The organism is Pseudomonas petroselini, assembly GCF_045037875.1.
Classification (GTDB): Bacteria; Pseudomonadota; Gammaproteobacteria; order Pseudomonadales; family Pseudomonadaceae; genus Aquipseudomonas; species Aquipseudomonas petroselini.
The window spans coordinates 4,511,177-4,527,242 of record NZ_CP173614.1 but is presented as its reverse complement, the minus strand read 5'-3'; the positions used below and the strand labels follow the sequence as shown (position 1 = coordinate 4,527,242).

The following is a 16,066-nucleotide window of genomic DNA, read 5'->3' as shown; positions in this document are numbered from 1 at the left end:
GGGTGGGATGGGCGGATTCTACGCCCATAAGGTTTTACCTGCCAACTGGTAGGTAACGCTTGACAGGCGAAAAACAAACGCCCACTGTTTGCCTACCACTTGACAGGTAGGCGACTCCATCATGACGTTCCAACCGACACACTCCGACGCATCCTCCCACCCGCTGATGAAGATCTATGACTGGTACAGCGGCCCTTATCCGGCACGCGTACGGATCGCCTTGGCCGAGAAACGCCTGCTGCCGAGCATCGAGTTCGTCTCGGTCAACCTCTGGAAGGGCGAGCACAAACAGCCTGCATTTCTCGCCCTGAATTACTCCGGCACCCTGCCGGTGCTGGAGCTTCCAGACGGCACGTTGATCGCTGAATGCACCGCGATCACTCAGTACCTGGACGTCCTTGAAGGAACCCCGACCCTCACCGGTAAAACTCCCGTTGAGCAAGGCCTGATCCATATGCTGACCAAACGTGCGGAAATTGAGCTGATGGACGCGGTCAGCGTGTATTTCCATCACGCCACGCCTGGGCTTGGACCAGAGGTCGAGCTTTACCAGAATGCCGAATGGGGCATGCGTATGCGCGACAAGGCGGTGAGGGGCATGCGCTACTTTGATGGCCTCCTCAAAACACGGGCGTACGTAGCGGGCGATGCGTTTTCCATGGCGGACATTGCCGTACTGGGCGGCCTGATCTTCGCCGCGCTGGTGGAACTGCCGATACCGCAGGAATGTGAGGCACTGCATGCGTGGCAAGCCAAGGTGAATGAGCGCGCCAGCGTCCAGGCGTGGCGAGCGATGGTGGCGCAGCCCCGCTAGGTTGGAAAAGGCTGGCCATTTGCATGGATTTCTTTCCGCTGTGGGGGCGGGTTTGCTCGCGAAAGCGGTCGATCAGTCAATGTATTAGGTGACTGATAGTCCGTCTTCGCGAGCAAGCCCGCTCCCACATTGGGTCTGTGCCGTTCTGAAAATGGCATGCCCTGGCTAAATCCCGTGCTGGTCATGCTGGCGCGTTTCACGGTTAATATCCCGCCTGAATTCATCCTCATCAAGGACACGGCATGGCGCTTATCACGGAACGCGTAGCACTGGCCCGGACCGCCTACCTGCTCGACATGGCGCGCCTCGGCGATGCTGTGTTGCAGGCCACCGGCGCAGTGCGTATGAACTACGAGATCCTGGGCAATTCAGAGCCAGAGTTACACTGCCATCTTTTCCCGCGCTACGCCTCGGAACCGGACGACAAACGCAGGATGCCCGTCTGGTTTTATGATTGGGAAAACGCGCTGCCTTACGCAGAAGACCCACATGGAGCGCTGCGCAAGGCCATTGCACACCTATTGAACGTCTGACGCTTTCAGCTCGCGACTGCGTTCAGTTCGGTAAACACTGCGTCCGTCAATGTCAGTTCACCCACGGCAAGGTTTTCGTGCAAGTGGGCGTCGGCCCGGTGCGCACCGTGCTGGAAGGTAATGCGTCGCCGGCTGTTGAAGCTGCGCTGGAGCAACAGACCACGCTGTTGTTGACGGCGTATCTGCAGGCGCGCGCGTCAGCCGCACCCTACCGGTGACAGGTGCGCTCAACCATGAGCCAGGATCTCGTCGGCCGTGACAACCTCGGCGTAATCCATTGCCAGGTTACTCAACGACAGCGCATGCACATCCTCGGCCGGCCACAGGCGCCCGGACAAATCCTTTTGATTAGGGAGGTCATGGCGGTTGCCCTGTGCGATGGCGCCGGTATCGGCCTGTTGGCTGGGTGCTCGGCCATTGATGACTTGCGGTCAGGCAAGCTCGTGCGGGTCTTGCCCGATAACCCTACTCATGGGCGCAATGTGTATGCCGTCTACACCTTGCGCCAATTTCTGGACGTTAAGAACGCACGGACTTTTTGGGAAACTGTTCCGTCCCGGTGACTGCTTTATTGAGCCGGCGAAACGCTCTGACGAACATAAAAATTGTCGAATTCGCTGCTTTCGACGAACTTGAAACCATGGCGGGTATAAAAGTGATTCGAGGCACTGTCTTTGAGTGCCCCCACTTTAATAGGGCGCTCAGTTGCATCGGCTTCGTTGAAGATCTGCGTGAGAACAGCAGCGCCGATGCCTGATCCTTGCATGCTCGGTCTAACGTACAAATGATCGAGCAAGAGTTCATTGTGGTATTGCTTGACGACTACGAAACCTACCCGCTCTCCAGAAACCTCGATGTAGCGTGTGTTGTGGGCTTCAAACCCATTCAGAAACCGCTCCCTCGCGCGCACTGGATCAAAGCGCCCAACACGCTCCAGGCTTTCGCGCATAGCCTCGATTCGAATGGTTACAAGGTCGTCCACATCGCTTTGTTGAGCCTGGACCAAAACGACTGAAGCCGTTTGAGGGGGTGTGTAGGGCATGTTTGCACATCCTTTTGCTGGCGTGACGCGAAACATATCAGCCCATGCGTAGACCCAAACAGGGATTTATGCGAAGCAGCCGCCGTTTGCCATTACACTGTCGCCCCGAATTTCAGCAAGGATGCTCTGAATGCGTTCGTTAGTGCGCGGTGTGTTCCTTTCGATAACCTTTGCCGCACCGGCCATGGCCGAGCCGCGCTCGTTCTCGGTCAACGATCCCAGTGGCAAATTCCTGGTCGAAGCAGTGTTCCCGGACGTGCCGCAAGACGTGCAGCAACTGGCTCGCGCCCTGATCACCGTGCGTGACAGAACCACCCTCGAAACCCTGCAACAGTTGCAGACCCCGGCCGGTAACGTGCCGCAGGATCGCAATGGCGCGACACGCGCTGACCATCTGGTGGGCGAGTACGGCTTGTTGTCCTTCGCCGATATCAACGGGGATGGGCGCCAGGACCTGGCGATTCGTAATGGTGAAGATGCCAATGAGAGCTTGCAGTACCACTACGATGTGTATCTGCAAGACCCGGTTAAAACCCAATGGGTACTGAACCGTCCATTGACCGACCTGGCGAATGAAACCTTCGGCGGGATGTTTTCAGTCGCGAAGGACGGCATCATCCATTCGCAAACCGACCGTGGCTGCTGCTGGACACGTTCCAGCCGTTTGCACATGCGCGACGGTGAGTTGGTGCGGCTGGATTCCTACACCCAACAAGAAGTCCCGCCTACCGAGGATGGAGAAAACTCGAGCATGCCCCGCGGCTACATGCTGCGCACCACTGGCGAGTGGAAAGACGGTAAATGGCAGGAGACACCGCGCCTCGAAGGCCCCGTCAATGAAGACCCTCAGTACCTGGTCGGCACCCTCAACGGCAAGATCCCGGTGCAACTCTGGTACCAGCAGCAAGGTGCGGTGCTGATCGGTGAAGTGCGTTACACCAAAAGTGGCAGTGGCAAGCCGATCAAACTGGTGGGCGAGCAGGGCGAGTATGACGGCAAGGCGTTCGACTACCTCTTCGAATACACCGATGACGGCCACCAGACCGGGATCTGGCGCATAACCCAGGAAACCGTCGAGCCTTATCGCTACAGCGGTAGCTGGGTCGCTGGCGGCAAGGGCAACAAGCCTGAACTGGAGATTCAATTGCAGCGTGAGGACCGCGAACCGGAGTACGACAAACTCAGCGAAGTCGCGCGTGACCAACGCAGTGGCCATTACCAGATGCGTGATGACTTCCTCGACCGCGATGGCGACCTGGACCTGACTATCTTGCCCGAACGCGATGCCGAGGGCCGGGAACTCGCGCAATTCACCCTCACACTCAAAGCCACCGGCACCTCCAAAGCCATCGTGACCGCGCATCACACTGTGCCGATGGAAACCGAAAACCTGATTATCGTGCGTGACCCCCTGGCGTCCAAACGGGCAGGCCCGTACCACATCCAACTGGTAAAGAACTTCGCGGTCATTGAACACAACTCGGCGCCCGACAGCCTGGATTACTTGACGGGGAAGTACCGTAAGCAGCCATGACTTGAAACCGGCTGATTGGCCTAAAGCGTTGCACCGTCGAGCGTTGCTTCTCAACGGTGCTCACTGTCAGCGATTGAACCGCTCGACCAACGCATATTGGGTGGCCGCGGTATTCGTCAGCTCCTTGCTCAAGTCCGTGGATTGATGGGCTTGCATCGAGGTCTGGTCGGCCAGTTCGGCGATGGTGGTGATGTTGCGGCTGATCTCCTCGGCGACCGCGCTTTGCTCTTCGGTGGCGGCGGCGATCTGGGTGGTCATTTCGGTGATATGGGACACGGCCTCGCTGATGCCTACCAGCGCCTGGTCGGCCTCCATCACCCAGGCCACGCCTTCCTGGGCCTGGCGTTGGCCGTGCTCCATGCTTTGCACCGCGTTGTTTGAAGACGCCTGCAGCTGGGTAATCAGCGCGTGGATCTGGGTGGTGGACTGGGACGTACGCTGTGCCAGTTGGCGCACTTCGTCGGCGACCACGGCAAAACCACGGCCTTGCTCGCCGGCCCGTGCGGCTTCGATGGCGGCGTTCAGGGCCAGCAAGTTGGTCTGGTCGGCAATGCCCTTGATCACATCCACTACGCTGCCGATTTCGTCACTGTCCTTGGCCAATCGCGCCACGGTGGCTCCAGTTTCGCCGACCACTGCGGACAGGCGTTCGATGGCTTCGCGGGTATCACGCGCCACTTCACGGCCGCGCCCAGTCAGTACGTTGGCTTGCTGAGTGGCGTCGGCGGTACGTTGAACGTGGCTGGCGACTTCCTGGGTGGTAGCGGCCATCTGGTTGACCGCGGCCGAGACCTGTTCGGTTTCGACGCGCTGGCGGTCCAGACCCTTGGAGCTGGCGGTGGCCAGCTGATCGGATTGCCCGGCCAGGGCGCTCAACTGTTCGGCACTGTCCTGCAGGCGGGTGAGGCAGGTTTTCAGGCGCGCGTCCTGGCTGAGGAACGCGGTTTCCAGACGGGCCTGTGGGCCGCGTGCATCGCTGTACATCTGCGCGATCAAGGCATCCGACGTCGAAGGCTCCACACCTTGCAACAGACGCAACGTGCTGCCTTGGCGCCAGCGCGAGCAGAGCACACCCACCGGCACGGCGACCGCAACAGCCACCGCGATGGCGATGGGTGCACTGAGGAATAACCCCGCGACGCTGCCGGCCAATCCGGTCGCCACGTACGGCACGCAACTGATCGCGGCCGGCAGCCAGGCATCCAGGCGCGGTACGCCCGGCTTGCCCTGGCTGATGCGTTGGTACAGGGCCTGGGCACGGCGGATTTCATCGGCAGTGGGCTTGACCCGCACCGACTCGTAACCCACCACCTTGCTGCCCTCGAAGATCGGCGTGACATAGGCGTTGACCCAATAGTGGTCGCCATTTTTCGAGCGGTTCTTGACGATGCCCATCCAGGGCAGGCCTTGTTTGAGCGCACCCCACATGTGCGCAAACACCGCGGGCGGCACATCCGGGTGACGTACGATATTCTGCGGGGCGCCGATCAGGTCGGCGCGTTCAAAGCCACTGATCTCGACAAAGGCGTCGTTGCAGTAAGTGATGACACCTCGGACATCTGTGGCGGAGATGAGTTTTTGCGAAGGCGCGAGGGAAATCTCACGCTGTGTTACGGGCTGGTTATTGCGCATTTCGACTACTCCCTGATTGCCCTCAGTTCATCGGCGCCACCTGCAAAAAAGTTAATCCACATGGGTCAATTGGCCCGCCACTGGTCAAAAGCCTGAAACTTCCCGATGAAAAACCTCATAATGGCGGCCATTTTTGTTTAGTCCGTTATTCTGGTGTGCCCCCATGGAAATCAAGGTCAACTTTCTCGACAACCTCCGACTTGAAGCCAAGTTCGATGACTTCACGGTGATTGCCGACCAGCCGATTCGCTATAAAGGCGACGGCTCGGCACCGGGGCCGTTCGATTACTTCCTGGCGTCGTCGGCCTTGTGCGCGGCGTACTTCGTGAAGTTGTATTGCCAGACGCGCAATATCCCCACCGACAATATTCGCCTGTCGCAGAACAACATCGTCGACCCGGAAAACCGCTATAACCAGATCTTCAAGATTCAGGTCGAGTTGCCGGCGGACATCTCCGACAAGGACCGCCAGGGCATCCTGCGTTCCATCGACCGTTGCACGGTCAAAAAAGTGGTGCAGGCCGGGCCGGCGTTCGTCATCGAGGAAGTCGAGAACCTGGACGCCGATGCCCAGGCCTTGTTGATGCCCGGTTCGACCTCCGACGGCGGCACCTACATCGCCGGCAAAGACCTGCCACTGGAGCAGACCATCGCCAACATGTCCGGCATTCTGGCCGGACTGGGCATGAAGATCGAGATCGCTTCGTGGCGCAATATCGTGCCTAACGTGTGGTCGCTGCATATCCGAGATGCGCACTCGCCGATGTGCTTCACCAACGGCAAGGGCGCGACCAAAGAGGGCGCCTTGGCGTCGGCACTGGGCGAGTTCATCGAGCGGCTTAACTGCAACTTCTTCTACAACGACCAGTTCTGGGGTGAAGAACTGGCGAATGCGCCGTTCGTGCATTACCCGGATGAGCGCTGGTTCCAGCCGGGCCCCAACGACGAACTGCCCAAGGAAATCCTCGACGCCTACTGCCTGAAGGTCTACAACCGCGAAGGCGAGCTGCGCGGTTCGCACCTGTTCGACACCAACTCCGGCAATGAGGAACGCGGCATCGTTTCGCTGCCGTTCGTGCGCCAGTCGGACGGTGAGGTGGTGTACTTCCCGTCCAACCTGATCGAAAACCTCTACCTCAGCAATGGCATGAGCGCGGGGAACACCCTGGCCGAAGCCCAGGTGCAGTGCCTGTCGGAGATCTTCGAGCGCGCCGTGAAGCGTGAAATCATCGAAGGCGAATTCGCCTTGCCGGACGTACCGGCCGAGGTGCTGGCCAAGTACCCAGGCATCCTCGCCGGTATCCAGGGCCTGGAAGCCCAGGGTTTCCCTGTCTTGGTGAAAGACGCGTCCCTGGGCGGTGAATTCCCGGTGATGTGCGTGACCCTGATGAACCCGCGTACCGGCGGCGTATTCGCCTCCTTCGGCGCGCACCCAAGCCTGGAAGTGGCGCTGGAACGCAGCCTTACCGAACTGCTGCAAGGCCGCAGTTTCGAAGGCCTGAACGACTTGCCGCAGCCGACCTTCGAAGGCCAGGCGGTGACCGAACCGAACAACTTCGTCGAGCACTTCATCGACTCCAGCGGCGTGGTGTCGTGGCGCTTCTTCAGCGCCCAGTCGGACTACGAATTCGTCGAGTGGGACTTCACGGGCGCAGGCGAAGACTCGAATGCCCAGGAGGCCGCGACCCTGTTCGGTATCCTTGAAGGCATGGGTAAAGAATCCTACATGGCGGTGTACGAACACCTCGGCGCTACCGCGTGCCGCATCCTGGTGCCGGACTACTCGGAAATCTACCCGGTGGATGACCTGATCTGGGACAACACCAACAAGGCGCTGTTCTTCCGCGAGGACATCCTCAACCTGCACAGCCTCAACGAGGAGGCGTTGCAGGCGTTGGTCGAGCGCCTGATAGAGAGCGAGCTGGACGACTACACCGATATCACCACCCTGATCGGCATCGAGTTCGACGACAACACCGCCTGGGGCCAACTGACCATCCTGGAATTGAAGCTGCTGATCTTCCTGGCCTTGCAGCAATATGAAGAGGCCAAGGAGTGTGTGGAGATGTTCCTGCAGTACAACGACAACACCGCCGAGCGTGGCCTGTTTTACCAGGCAATGAATGCGGTGCTGGAGATGGAACTGGACGACGACCTGGACCTGGCGGATTACGAAGCTAACTTCCGCCGCATGTTCGGCGATGAGCGGATGGATGCTGTGGTTGGTTCGGTGAACGGCGATGTGCGCTTCCATGGCCTGACGCCGACCAGCATGAAGCTGGAGGGGTTGGACCGGCATCAACGTTTGATCGAGAGCTACAAGAAGCTGCATGCGGCACGTGCCACCATCACCACCGGCTGATACTTGGCCCTGCAGGAGCTGGCTTGTTGTGGTGAGCGGCTGTTGTAGGTGGGAGGGCTTGTGTGTGTGGTGATCGGCTGTTTTAGGTGATCGGGCTCTTGGAGTGGTGAGCGGGCTCTTGTGGTGAGCGGGCTTGCCCCGCGCTGGCCTGCGAAGCAGGCCTAACACCCTCCGCGCCGATATAACTTGAAATACGCAGTCGGCCCATGGGGCTGCTGCGCAGCCCAGCGCGGGGCAAGCCTGCTCACCACAAGAGCACCACAAGAGCGCGCTCACCACACAAACCAATCCAACCTGTTTAGATGCCTGCCAACGCCTGCGCCAGGTCGGCGCGCAGGTCTTCCACATCCTCAACCCCCACCGACAACCGCACCAACCCATCGCCAATCCCCAACTGCGCCCGCGTGGCCGCCGGGATGCTCGCATGGGTCATGATCGCTGGGTGCTCGATCAGGCTTTCCACGCCGCCGAGGCTTTCGGCCAGGGCGAAGATCTTGACGTTTTCCAGGAAGCGCGTGGCGCCGGCCAGGTCGCTGTTCAGGTCAATCGAGATCATTCCGCCAAAGCCGCGCATCTGTTGGCGCGCCAGTGCGTGCTGCGGGTGGGACGTGAGGCCTGGGTAGTAAACCCGCGCCACTTGCGGTTGCTGCTCCAGCCAGGTGGCCAGGTCGAGGGCGTTGCTGCAATGGCGCTCCATGCGCAGCGCCAGGGTTTTCACGCCGCGCAGGGTGAGGAAGGCATCGAAGGGGCCGGCGATGGCGCCGATCGAGTTCTGCAGGAAACCCAGGCGTTCGGCCAGTTCGGGGTTATCGCCGACAATGGCAATACCGCCGATCACATCGGAGTGGCCGTTGAGGTACTTGGTCGTAGAGTGCACCACCACGTCAAAACCCAGCTCCAGCGGGCGCTGGATCCACGGGCTGGCGAAGGTGTTGTCGGCCACACAGATAATGCCTCGATTGCGGCAGATGCGGGCAATGGCGCTGAGGTCAGTGAGACTCAGCAGCGGGTTACTGGGGGTCTCGACCCAGACCATGCGGGTGTCGTCCTGCAAGCTCGCTTCAAATGCCGACACATCACTCAGGTCGACAAAGCTGAAGCGGTGCCCGGCGCTGCGTTGGCGCACCTTGTCGAACAGGCGGAAGGTGCCGCCGTACAGGTCATTGCCGGAGACGATGTGGGCGCCGGCATCCAACAGCTCCAGCACCGTCGAGATCGCCGCCAGCCCGGATGCGAAGGCAAACGCCTGGCTGCCGCCTTCGAGGTCGGCCACGCAGCGCTCCAGGGCAAACCGCGTGGGGTTGTGGGAGCGGCCGTAGTCGAAGCCCTTGTGCACACCGGGGCTGTCTTGCAGGTAGGTGGAGTTGGCGTAGATCGGTGGCATCAGCGCGCCGGTGGTCGGGTCGGGAAATTGCCCGGCGTGGATCACGCGGGTGGCAAACGCGCTTTTATCGGACTGACTCATGCAAGGGATCTCCGTAGGTGGTTGAGCAGGTCGACGCGGGTGATCAGGCCGTGAAAGCCCGAAGCATCGGCAATAATGGCGACCAGGCCGCGATCCAGCTCCGCCTGAAGCTCCGCCAGGCTGGCGTTGGGGGCCAGGGTTTGCAGGGTATTGGTCATGGCGCTGGCGACCCTCATGTTGAAATGCGCGGCGTCCTGGTGCAGGCCCAGCAGGATGTCGGATTCATCGATCACCCCCACCAACTCACGGCCGTCCACCAATACCGGCAGTTGCGAGACATCCGCCAGGCGCATGCGCTGGAATGCGGTGAGCAGGCTGTCGTCAGGGCTCACGCTGATGACTCGGCCGTCTTCGAAGCGCCGCGCGATCAGGTCGCGCAGGTCGCCGTAGTGCTTGTAGTGCAGCAGGCCCGCGTCGTTCATCCATTGGTCGTTGTAGACCTTCGACAGGTAGCGTGTACCCGTGTCGCACACAAACGTGACCACGCGCTTGGGTGTGGTCTGTTCGCGGCAGTAACGCAGCGCGGCGGCGAGCAGGGTGCCGGTGGACGACCCGCCGAGAATGCCCTCGGCCTTGAGTAACTGGCGGGCGTGATCGAAGCTTTCTTCATCGCTGATGGAATACGCGTGGCGCACGCTGGACAGGTCGGCAATCGAGGGGATGAAGTCCTCGCCAATGCCTTCCACCGCCCACGAGCCTGGCGTCTCCAACTGGCCGCTGCGGCTGTACTCGGCCATCACCGAACCCACGGGATCGGCAAGTACCATGGCCAGTTCGGGTTGTACGCGCTTGAAGAACCGCGTCAGGCCGGTGAGTGTGCCGGCCGAGCCGACGCCCACCACGATCGCGTCCAGATCATGCTGGGTTTGTGCCCAGATCTCCGGCGCGGTGCTGGTCTCGTGGGCCAGAGGGTTGGCCGGGTTGTTGAACTGGTCGGCGAAGAAGGACTCCGGGATGTCCTTGGCCAGGCGTGCAGCCACGTCCTGGTAATACTCGGGGTGGCCTTTGCCCACATCGGAGCGGGTGATGTGCACCTCGGCGCCCATGGCCTTGAGGTGCAACACTTTTTCCGTGGACATCTTGTCGGGCACCACCAGCACCACCCGGTAGCCTTTGGCCCGGCCGACCAGTGCCAGGCCCAGGCCGGTGTTGCCGGCGGTGGCTTCGATGATGGTGCCGCCGGGGCGCAGGCGGCCGTCACGCTCGGCGGCGTCGATCATGGCCAGGCCGATGCGGTCCTTGATGGAGCCGCCGGGGTTTTGGGATTCCAGTTTGAGAAACAGCGTGCACAGACCGGTGTCGAAACGGCTGACGCGCACCAGTGGCGTGTTGCCGATCAGTTCGAGGACGGCGGGGCGGGAAGGGCTGGGCATGTCGTCACCTGAATACGCATGGGATGGACAGCAAAAGCGCAAAGCGTGGGTTCGACGATAGGCCGGGATCGGTCCGGTCGCAACCGGACGGTCCGTTGGCTGACTGTTTTTGGCGCATTAGCCGGGCGGGTTCAGCACCTGCTGTAAGCGCGTGACAACGGCGGTAGTGGCGGCCTGCATCGGCGCGCGCAATTCGCCGCCGATCAAGCCTTGCAGGGCCAGCGCGGCCTTGACCGGCGCCGGGTTGGGCTCCATGAACAGTGTGTTGATCAGCGGCAGCAACTGAAAGAATGTCGCTCGCGCTTCGGCCAACTGGTTGTCGCGTACCTGCTGGCACAGCGCCACAAACGCGTGCGTCTGAATATGTGCCGAGGCCGCAATGGCTCCGGTCGCGCCGAGGCACAACGCGTTGAACATCTGTACGTCTTCGCCGCACAGTACGTCCACCTCACCGCTGGCCAGCAGCGCGAGGGTATTGCCCAGGTTGCCACCGCAATCCTTGATCGCCACGATGCGCTCATGGGCAACGATGTTGAGCAGGGTCGCCTGGTCGAAAGTCACGCCGGTACGGTAGGGAATGTCGTAGAGAATGATCGGCACGCTGGACGCATCGGCCACGGTACGGAAGAACGCTTCCAGGCCCGCCTGGGAGGGGCGGATGTAACTCGGCGCCGGCACCAGTAACCCGGCCACCGGGCGTTGCAGCACTTCACGCTGGAACTGCAGCAACTCGACCTGGTTATTGCCTGCCAGGCCCATCACCACACGGTGCGCGGGCACCCACTGCAACACCGCATCCAGCACGGCCAGTTGCTCCTGACGGCTCAGCGACGCCGCTTCCCCGGTGGTGGTGCACACCATGATCCCGGACACGTGCTTGTCCTGCAGGTGACTGACCAGCCGGTGCAGGCCGTTAAAGTCGATAGCGCCGTGGTGGAACGGCGTGACCACGGGAACCCAGATACCTTGAAACGTTGACATGCACTTTCTCCTGATGATTGACCGCTGGAGTCACCGTCAGAAGGGCAGAGGCAATTGTGCAAGGTGGGTAGACCGTCGCGCTCAATGTCCTGTCAGCTCATCTGACGGGACAGCGCGCCCCGGTCACATGAGCGACTGTTTCTTCGATTTGAGGGTGTGTGCAACGCAACCTTGCGCCTTGGCAATCAAGCCAATGGCGCACAGGTTAACGGAGGACATTGCAGACATTGGCTGACACACCCTGAATAAGGCCTCCATCTTCATGGAATATTACAGAGTGTGTCAACGGGGCTTATTCGAATTTATCGATACGTGAGTCGGAGTAGAAAAACTCGTTTTTGTCGGTGCTCGACTCAAGGAAGTAGGCGTAGTCGGTCAGGAAGTACAGGTGGCTGACGCGCTTGTACTTGTCGTCGTCGACGCGGCAGGACAAGGCCTTGGCGGTGCCCGACAGTTTCGCGTTGAGTTCGCTGGCTTGCAGTTCACGCTCGACCTGGCAACGGGTGGTTTGTGAGTTTGTGCTGCTGCCGATCAGGCTGTTGAGGCTGGAACGTGTGCTTGCATAGGTCACTGTCTCACCCACGGGCAGGGCCTTCCAGTTGCCGGTGAAGCTCAGTTGGGTCAGCGTCGAGCTTTCGGCCATGCCTGAACCGCCGTAGGTGGCTTTCGACACCAGGTTGAACAGGTTGCGCCAGCTCACGGCCTGGCTCTCATAGCCGTCGCCACGGGTGGCCAGGGCCAGTTGACCGCTCGGCGCATCCTGGCTGATGAACTGGGTACTTTTGTTATCACTGGCCTTACCACGGTAGTTGCTGGTGCCGACAAACTGTACGTATTTGAACGAACGGGTGGGCTTGTCCAGGTTCAGTTGCGTGATGGCCGCCAGCACGGCAGGCTGCACGGACGTCAGGGCAATGGTGGTCGGTGCTTTCATGCGGGGCTTGAACGCCGGCAGTGCGGCGATTTTTTCCGGGTTGACGCAGACTTTATTGAACAGCAACTCATAGTCGGCATTGCTGCCGACGATGTTCTGCGGCGTGGGGAAACTGTCGACACGACCGTCGCTGACGCGGTTGTTGGCATCCATGTCGTAGCCGGCCAGTTGCAGGTAAGTACCGGCTTTGCACGCCACCGAAAAGTGTTCGCGTTTTTGCGCATACGGGGCGTTGTAGGGCAGGTCATTGAGCACCGTCGGGTTATCGAAGGCAGCCCAGAAGCGCGTTTCGCCGTTGACGGTCTTGATGCTGTTGGCATCGATCAGGACCTGGTTGTCACGTTCGTTGGTCTGCACCAGGCGCCAGTCCGGCTTCGGTGTTTCGGCACAGGCGCGTACGAAGGTCTGGTTGGCGGCCAGGGTCGCGTACAGTTGCGGCGACAATGTCTGTGCTGTTGCATAGCGGCCAATGCTGCCTGGGTACATGCGTCGGACAGCATCCATGTACAACAGATGCACCTTCGGTGAAGAACACGCCGCTTCCATTTGCAGGGTACGACGCACGCCATTGGGGAGGGCGGGCATCAGCAGCTCAAAGCTCAGCGAGTCGCCTTCGCGCACAATGCTGTTTTCCACCAAGGGCTGAGTGAGCGCCTGGGTGAAGATTTGATCGATCTGTTTTTGTTGGGTGGCGCAACCGGCCAAGGTGGCGAAGCCACCGATCAGCAAAAGGGGAGTGATAAAGCGCACGAGAGCCTCGTTGAGTCCATTCAGGGATGTAAGGGTGACGGCGGATAAAGTTGAATCTTTAACCGGATGTTGCGGGCCGCAAGCCTAACGAGGATGGCCGCCCCTGTACAGCCGTGGCGTGGCCGCCGCCGGATATGTGCAGGTCGCAATCGTTCTGCCGTGGTCGTAGTGAGGCGGTAGGCTGTGCAGATATTCCGGGAGAACCTCGATGATCCTACGTGCGTGTTTGGCCGCTCTGCTGACCTTGTCCGCCTCGACCGCCTTTGGCGTTTCGAACTACGATCATCTGTATGCCTTCGGCGACAGCTACTCCGACAATGGCGCGGGTGCAGCACTCACCACCCGGCTTGCCGCGCAGAAGGTCAAGGAGGCCCAGGCGCTGCCAGGCCCCCTGTACTGGAAGGGGCGCTGGAGCAATGGCCCCACCGCCGTCGAAGGCCTGGCACAGGCATTGAACGTTCCCCTGACCGACTATGCGGTGGGAGGAGCCAAAAGTGGCCATGGCAACTACTACGCGTGGATGATGCCATCCCGCGACACCGGCCTACTGGGGCAGGTCGCTGAGCATTTGCAGGTCGCCAAGGGCGACAAGGCCGACCCCAAGGCGCTGTATTTCATCTTCATTTCGGCCAACGATTTTTTTGAATGGGCCGACTTCGCCCATCCTGAAACGGTCGAGGCCTTGAGCGAAGCCAGCCTGGCGAATATCCGCAGCGCCACCGAGCAGTTGGTTACAGCGGGAGCCAGGCACATCATGGTCGTGGGCACCACGGACCTGAGCCATGTGCCCGCCGTGGTGCAGGGCAATCAGGTCGACAATGCGAAAAAGTACCAGCAGTTGCTCGCGCAGAAACTCCCTGCAGTGCTGGCGCAGATCGGGACGGCGAAGGTCAGCTACTTCGATCATCTGGCCTTTAGCGACACACTGCGCGCCAACCCGGCGGAAAAGGGTTTCACCGACCTCGACACACCGTGCCAAGCCACCTACCCGGAGGTGAAGCCGGTGTGTGCCGACCCCGATACCCATTACTACTGGGACGAATGGCACCCCACCCGCAAGGTTCATGCACTGGCGGCCAAGGCGATGCTTGAGGCGTTGCCTTAACCTGCAGCGACCGCTGCCTCAATGGCGGCGATATCGATCTTTTTCATGGTCATCATCGCCTCGAAGGCACGCTTGGCGGTCGCCGGGTCGGGGTGAGTCACTGCGTCAGTCAGTACGCGTGGGCTGATCTGCCACGACACCCCCCATTTGTCCTTGCACCAGCCGCAGGCGCTTTCCTGGCCGCCGTTGCCGACGATGGCGTCCCAATAGCGGTCGGTTTCGGCCTGGTCATCGGTGGCCACCTGAAACGAAAACGCCTCGGTATGGGAGAAGATTGGCCCGCCGTTAAGGCCGATGCAAGGGAGGCCCAGGACGGTGAAGTCCACGGTCAATACGTCGCCCTGTTTGCCGGCCGGAAAATCGCCGGGGGCCAGGTGGACAGCGTTTACCTGGCTGTCCGGGAATGTCTTGGCATAGAAGGTCGCAGCCTCCAGGGCGGTGCCGTTGTACCAGAGGCAGAGGGTGTTTTTGCGGGTCATGATGGGTCTCCACGTGAGAATGGGTGTGTGGAGTTTAGACGGCCAGTTGCTGCACGATAGCAAAGCCACGCGTGAAGGCTCGAATTGCATTGGAGGCGCTTATCCCAAAATGCCCCCAAGCAGGGTTCTATCCAGCCAAGATCGGGGATGTGACAATTCATTCATCACCCGGCGCCAGGAACCAGGCGGGCTTATGGCACGTTGCTCGCGACAGCCATTCTGATTTGCCAGCCCGCTCTCAACATTGCGTGGGCAATCCTGCGATGAGGCGTGATGACGATCAGCTGGATTTACTGCTAGGCCGGAGGTCGTGTTCGGCGCGCTCACCACGCCAGACCGAAAGGCATTCCGTTTTTTGGATGCTATGCCTCTTTACTACGTCTATAACCGTTACTTGAGTGTTGGAGATCTACATGGAAGCCATCGCGCGCGCATTGGTCCTTGCCTGCAAACATATTGACGGCCGGCATCCTTTTGAAAACGATAATGACGTGGCGGCGCTTGAGGCAATTGCTGCTGAACTGAACGATGCCTCCGATGCGGAAAGGAACTGTTTAGTTGAGACGGCTAAAAAGCTTGGAGTCGATAGTTGGGCTGAAGAGATGGGCATTATCTGATACGGCGGATTGGACCTGTATGAACGACAGTAATGGGTCGATTTCTGCCGGTCACCACATGCAGTAAACGGTCAAAAACTGCCGATTAGTGCAGAAGGAAAAGGCGCAAAATTAGCCGTGAGGCTTTCTCACCATCCGCTTCGTAGAGTGTGTGCAATGAATCTTGATCGTTGAGCCTGTGTAGTTTGAAGTGATTATAAAAGGCTTGGCCCAACCGCTGTTGCTTGAAGCGTCCTTGGCTCCACAGCCGGATGAACTCGTCATAAGCTGCCCGCTCGATCTGCAGCGACATATTGTTTTCCATCTAAAGGCAGCCGTCATTAAAGGGATTCAGCTTACGAGCCGGTCATGAATCTCTCAACTCCGTTCGCTGCGAACCGGAGACGCTTTAGGCCTGTAGCGCTCGGTCGACTGATTAGATTGGGAAGGTTACGCTGGGGTCTTT

The 16,066-nt window shown here is 60.1% G+C and carries 14 protein-coding genes and 2 pseudogenes; 7 read left to right on the top strand and 9 right to left on the bottom strand.

The features are described 5' to 3' along the window. Positions 1-121: 121 nt before the first annotated feature. The 3 genes and pseudogenes from ACI512_RS20770 (at position 122) to ACI512_RS20760 (ending at position 1,565) form a co-directional block, all read left to right on the top strand. Positions 122-814, top strand: a complete 693-nt coding sequence (locus tag ACI512_RS20770) for a glutathione S-transferase (protein ID WP_236383417.1) — start codon at positions 122-124, stop codon at positions 812-814. Positions 815-1,080: 266 nt separating this feature from the next. Beyond that, positions 1,081-1,347, top strand: a pseudogene (locus ACI512_RS20765) (hypothetical protein); the annotation flags it as partial. A gap of 77 nt (positions 1,348-1,424) precedes the next feature. Next, a complete protein-coding gene (locus ACI512_RS20760) occupies positions 1,425-1,565 on the top strand; it encodes a hypothetical protein (protein WP_236383419.1) in 141 nt (46 codons plus the stop codon). 9 nt (positions 1,566-1,574) lie between these two features. On the opposite strand, the pseudogene ACI512_RS20755 reads toward ACI512_RS20760, so the two are convergent. Continuing rightward, a pseudogene (locus tag ACI512_RS20755) lies at positions 1,575-1,697 on the bottom strand (cysteine hydrolase); the annotation flags it as partial. 218 nt (positions 1,698-1,915) lie between these two features. Continuing rightward, positions 1,916-2,389, bottom strand: a complete 474-nt coding sequence (locus ACI512_RS20750; RefSeq protein WP_236383421.1) for a GNAT family N-acetyltransferase — start codon at positions 2,387-2,389, stop codon at positions 1,916-1,918. A gap of 130 nt (positions 2,390-2,519) precedes the next feature. On the opposite strand from ACI512_RS20750, the gene ACI512_RS20745 reads away from it, so the two are divergent. Continuing rightward, entirely contained in the window at positions 2,520-3,923 is a 1,404-nt protein-coding gene (locus tag ACI512_RS20745) for an XAC2610-related protein (protein WP_236383422.1), read from the top strand. Positions 3,924-3,989: 66 nt separating this feature from the next. On the opposite strand, the gene ACI512_RS20740 is transcribed toward ACI512_RS20745, so the two are convergent. Beyond that, positions 3,990-5,495, bottom strand: coding sequence for a methyl-accepting chemotaxis protein (locus ACI512_RS20740; protein WP_405121902.1), 1,506 nt, complete (start codon positions 5,493-5,495; stop codon positions 3,990-3,992). Between the two features lie 223 nt (positions 5,496-5,718). Between ACI512_RS20740 and ACI512_RS20735 the strand changes: the two genes are divergently transcribed. Further along, complete coding sequence (locus ACI512_RS20735) at positions 5,719-7,917, top strand: OsmC domain/YcaO domain-containing protein (RefSeq protein ID WP_236383425.1); 2,199 nt, start codon at positions 5,719-5,721, stop codon at positions 7,915-7,917. 298 nt (positions 7,918-8,215) lie between these two features. On the opposite strand, the gene ACI512_RS20730 is transcribed toward ACI512_RS20735, so the two are convergent. From ACI512_RS20730 to ACI512_RS20715, 4 genes are all read right to left on the bottom strand, one after another. After that, positions 8,216-9,382: a cystathionine gamma-synthase gene (locus ACI512_RS20730; protein ID WP_405121299.1), complete on the bottom strand. Its 1,167-nt coding sequence runs from the start codon at positions 9,380-9,382 to the stop codon at positions 8,216-8,218. Further along, positions 9,379-10,755: a cystathionine beta-synthase gene (locus ACI512_RS20725; RefSeq protein WP_046036175.1), complete on the bottom strand. Its 1,377-nt coding sequence runs from the start codon at positions 10,753-10,755 to the stop codon at positions 9,379-9,381. The genes ACI512_RS20730 and ACI512_RS20725 overlap by 4 nt, the downstream gene beginning before the upstream one ends. 117 nt (positions 10,756-10,872) lie before the next feature. After that, positions 10,873-11,736, bottom strand: a complete 864-nt coding sequence (dapA, locus tag ACI512_RS20720) for a 4-hydroxy-tetrahydrodipicolinate synthase (protein ID WP_236383686.1) — start codon at positions 11,734-11,736, stop codon at positions 10,873-10,875. Between the two features lie 292 nt (positions 11,737-12,028). Next, entirely contained in the window at positions 12,029-13,420 is a 1,392-nt protein-coding gene (locus tag ACI512_RS20715; RefSeq protein ID WP_236383687.1) for a hypothetical protein, read from the bottom strand. 208 nt (positions 13,421-13,628) lie between these two features. Here ACI512_RS20715 and ACI512_RS20710 point away from each other — a divergent pair, with 208 nt between their 5' ends. Continuing rightward, positions 13,629-14,525, top strand: a complete 897-nt coding sequence (locus tag ACI512_RS20710) for an SGNH/GDSL hydrolase family protein (protein WP_236383688.1) — start codon at positions 13,629-13,631, stop codon at positions 14,523-14,525. Here ACI512_RS20710 and ACI512_RS20705 read toward each other — a convergent pair. Then, positions 14,522-15,004 (bottom strand): VOC family protein, encoded by a 483-nt coding sequence (locus tag ACI512_RS20705; RefSeq protein ID WP_046036171.1) that lies wholly within the window; start codon positions 15,002-15,004, stop codon positions 14,522-14,524. The two genes, ACI512_RS20710 and ACI512_RS20705, sit on opposite strands and share 4 nt — an antisense overlap. Before the next feature lie 413 nt (positions 15,005-15,417). Here ACI512_RS20705 and ACI512_RS20700 point away from each other — a divergent pair, with 413 nt between their 5' ends. After that, a complete protein-coding gene (locus ACI512_RS20700; protein WP_236383689.1) occupies positions 15,418-15,621 on the top strand; it encodes a hypothetical protein in 204 nt (67 codons plus the stop codon). Between the two features lie 85 nt (positions 15,622-15,706). On the opposite strand, the gene ACI512_RS20695 is transcribed toward ACI512_RS20700, so the two are convergent. Continuing rightward, positions 15,707-15,925 carry a hypothetical protein gene (locus ACI512_RS20695; RefSeq protein ID WP_064053449.1) on the bottom strand — a complete coding sequence of 73 codons (219 nt, stop codon included), beginning with the start codon at positions 15,923-15,925 and terminating at the stop codon, positions 15,707-15,709. Positions 15,926-16,066: the final 141 nt, after the last annotated feature.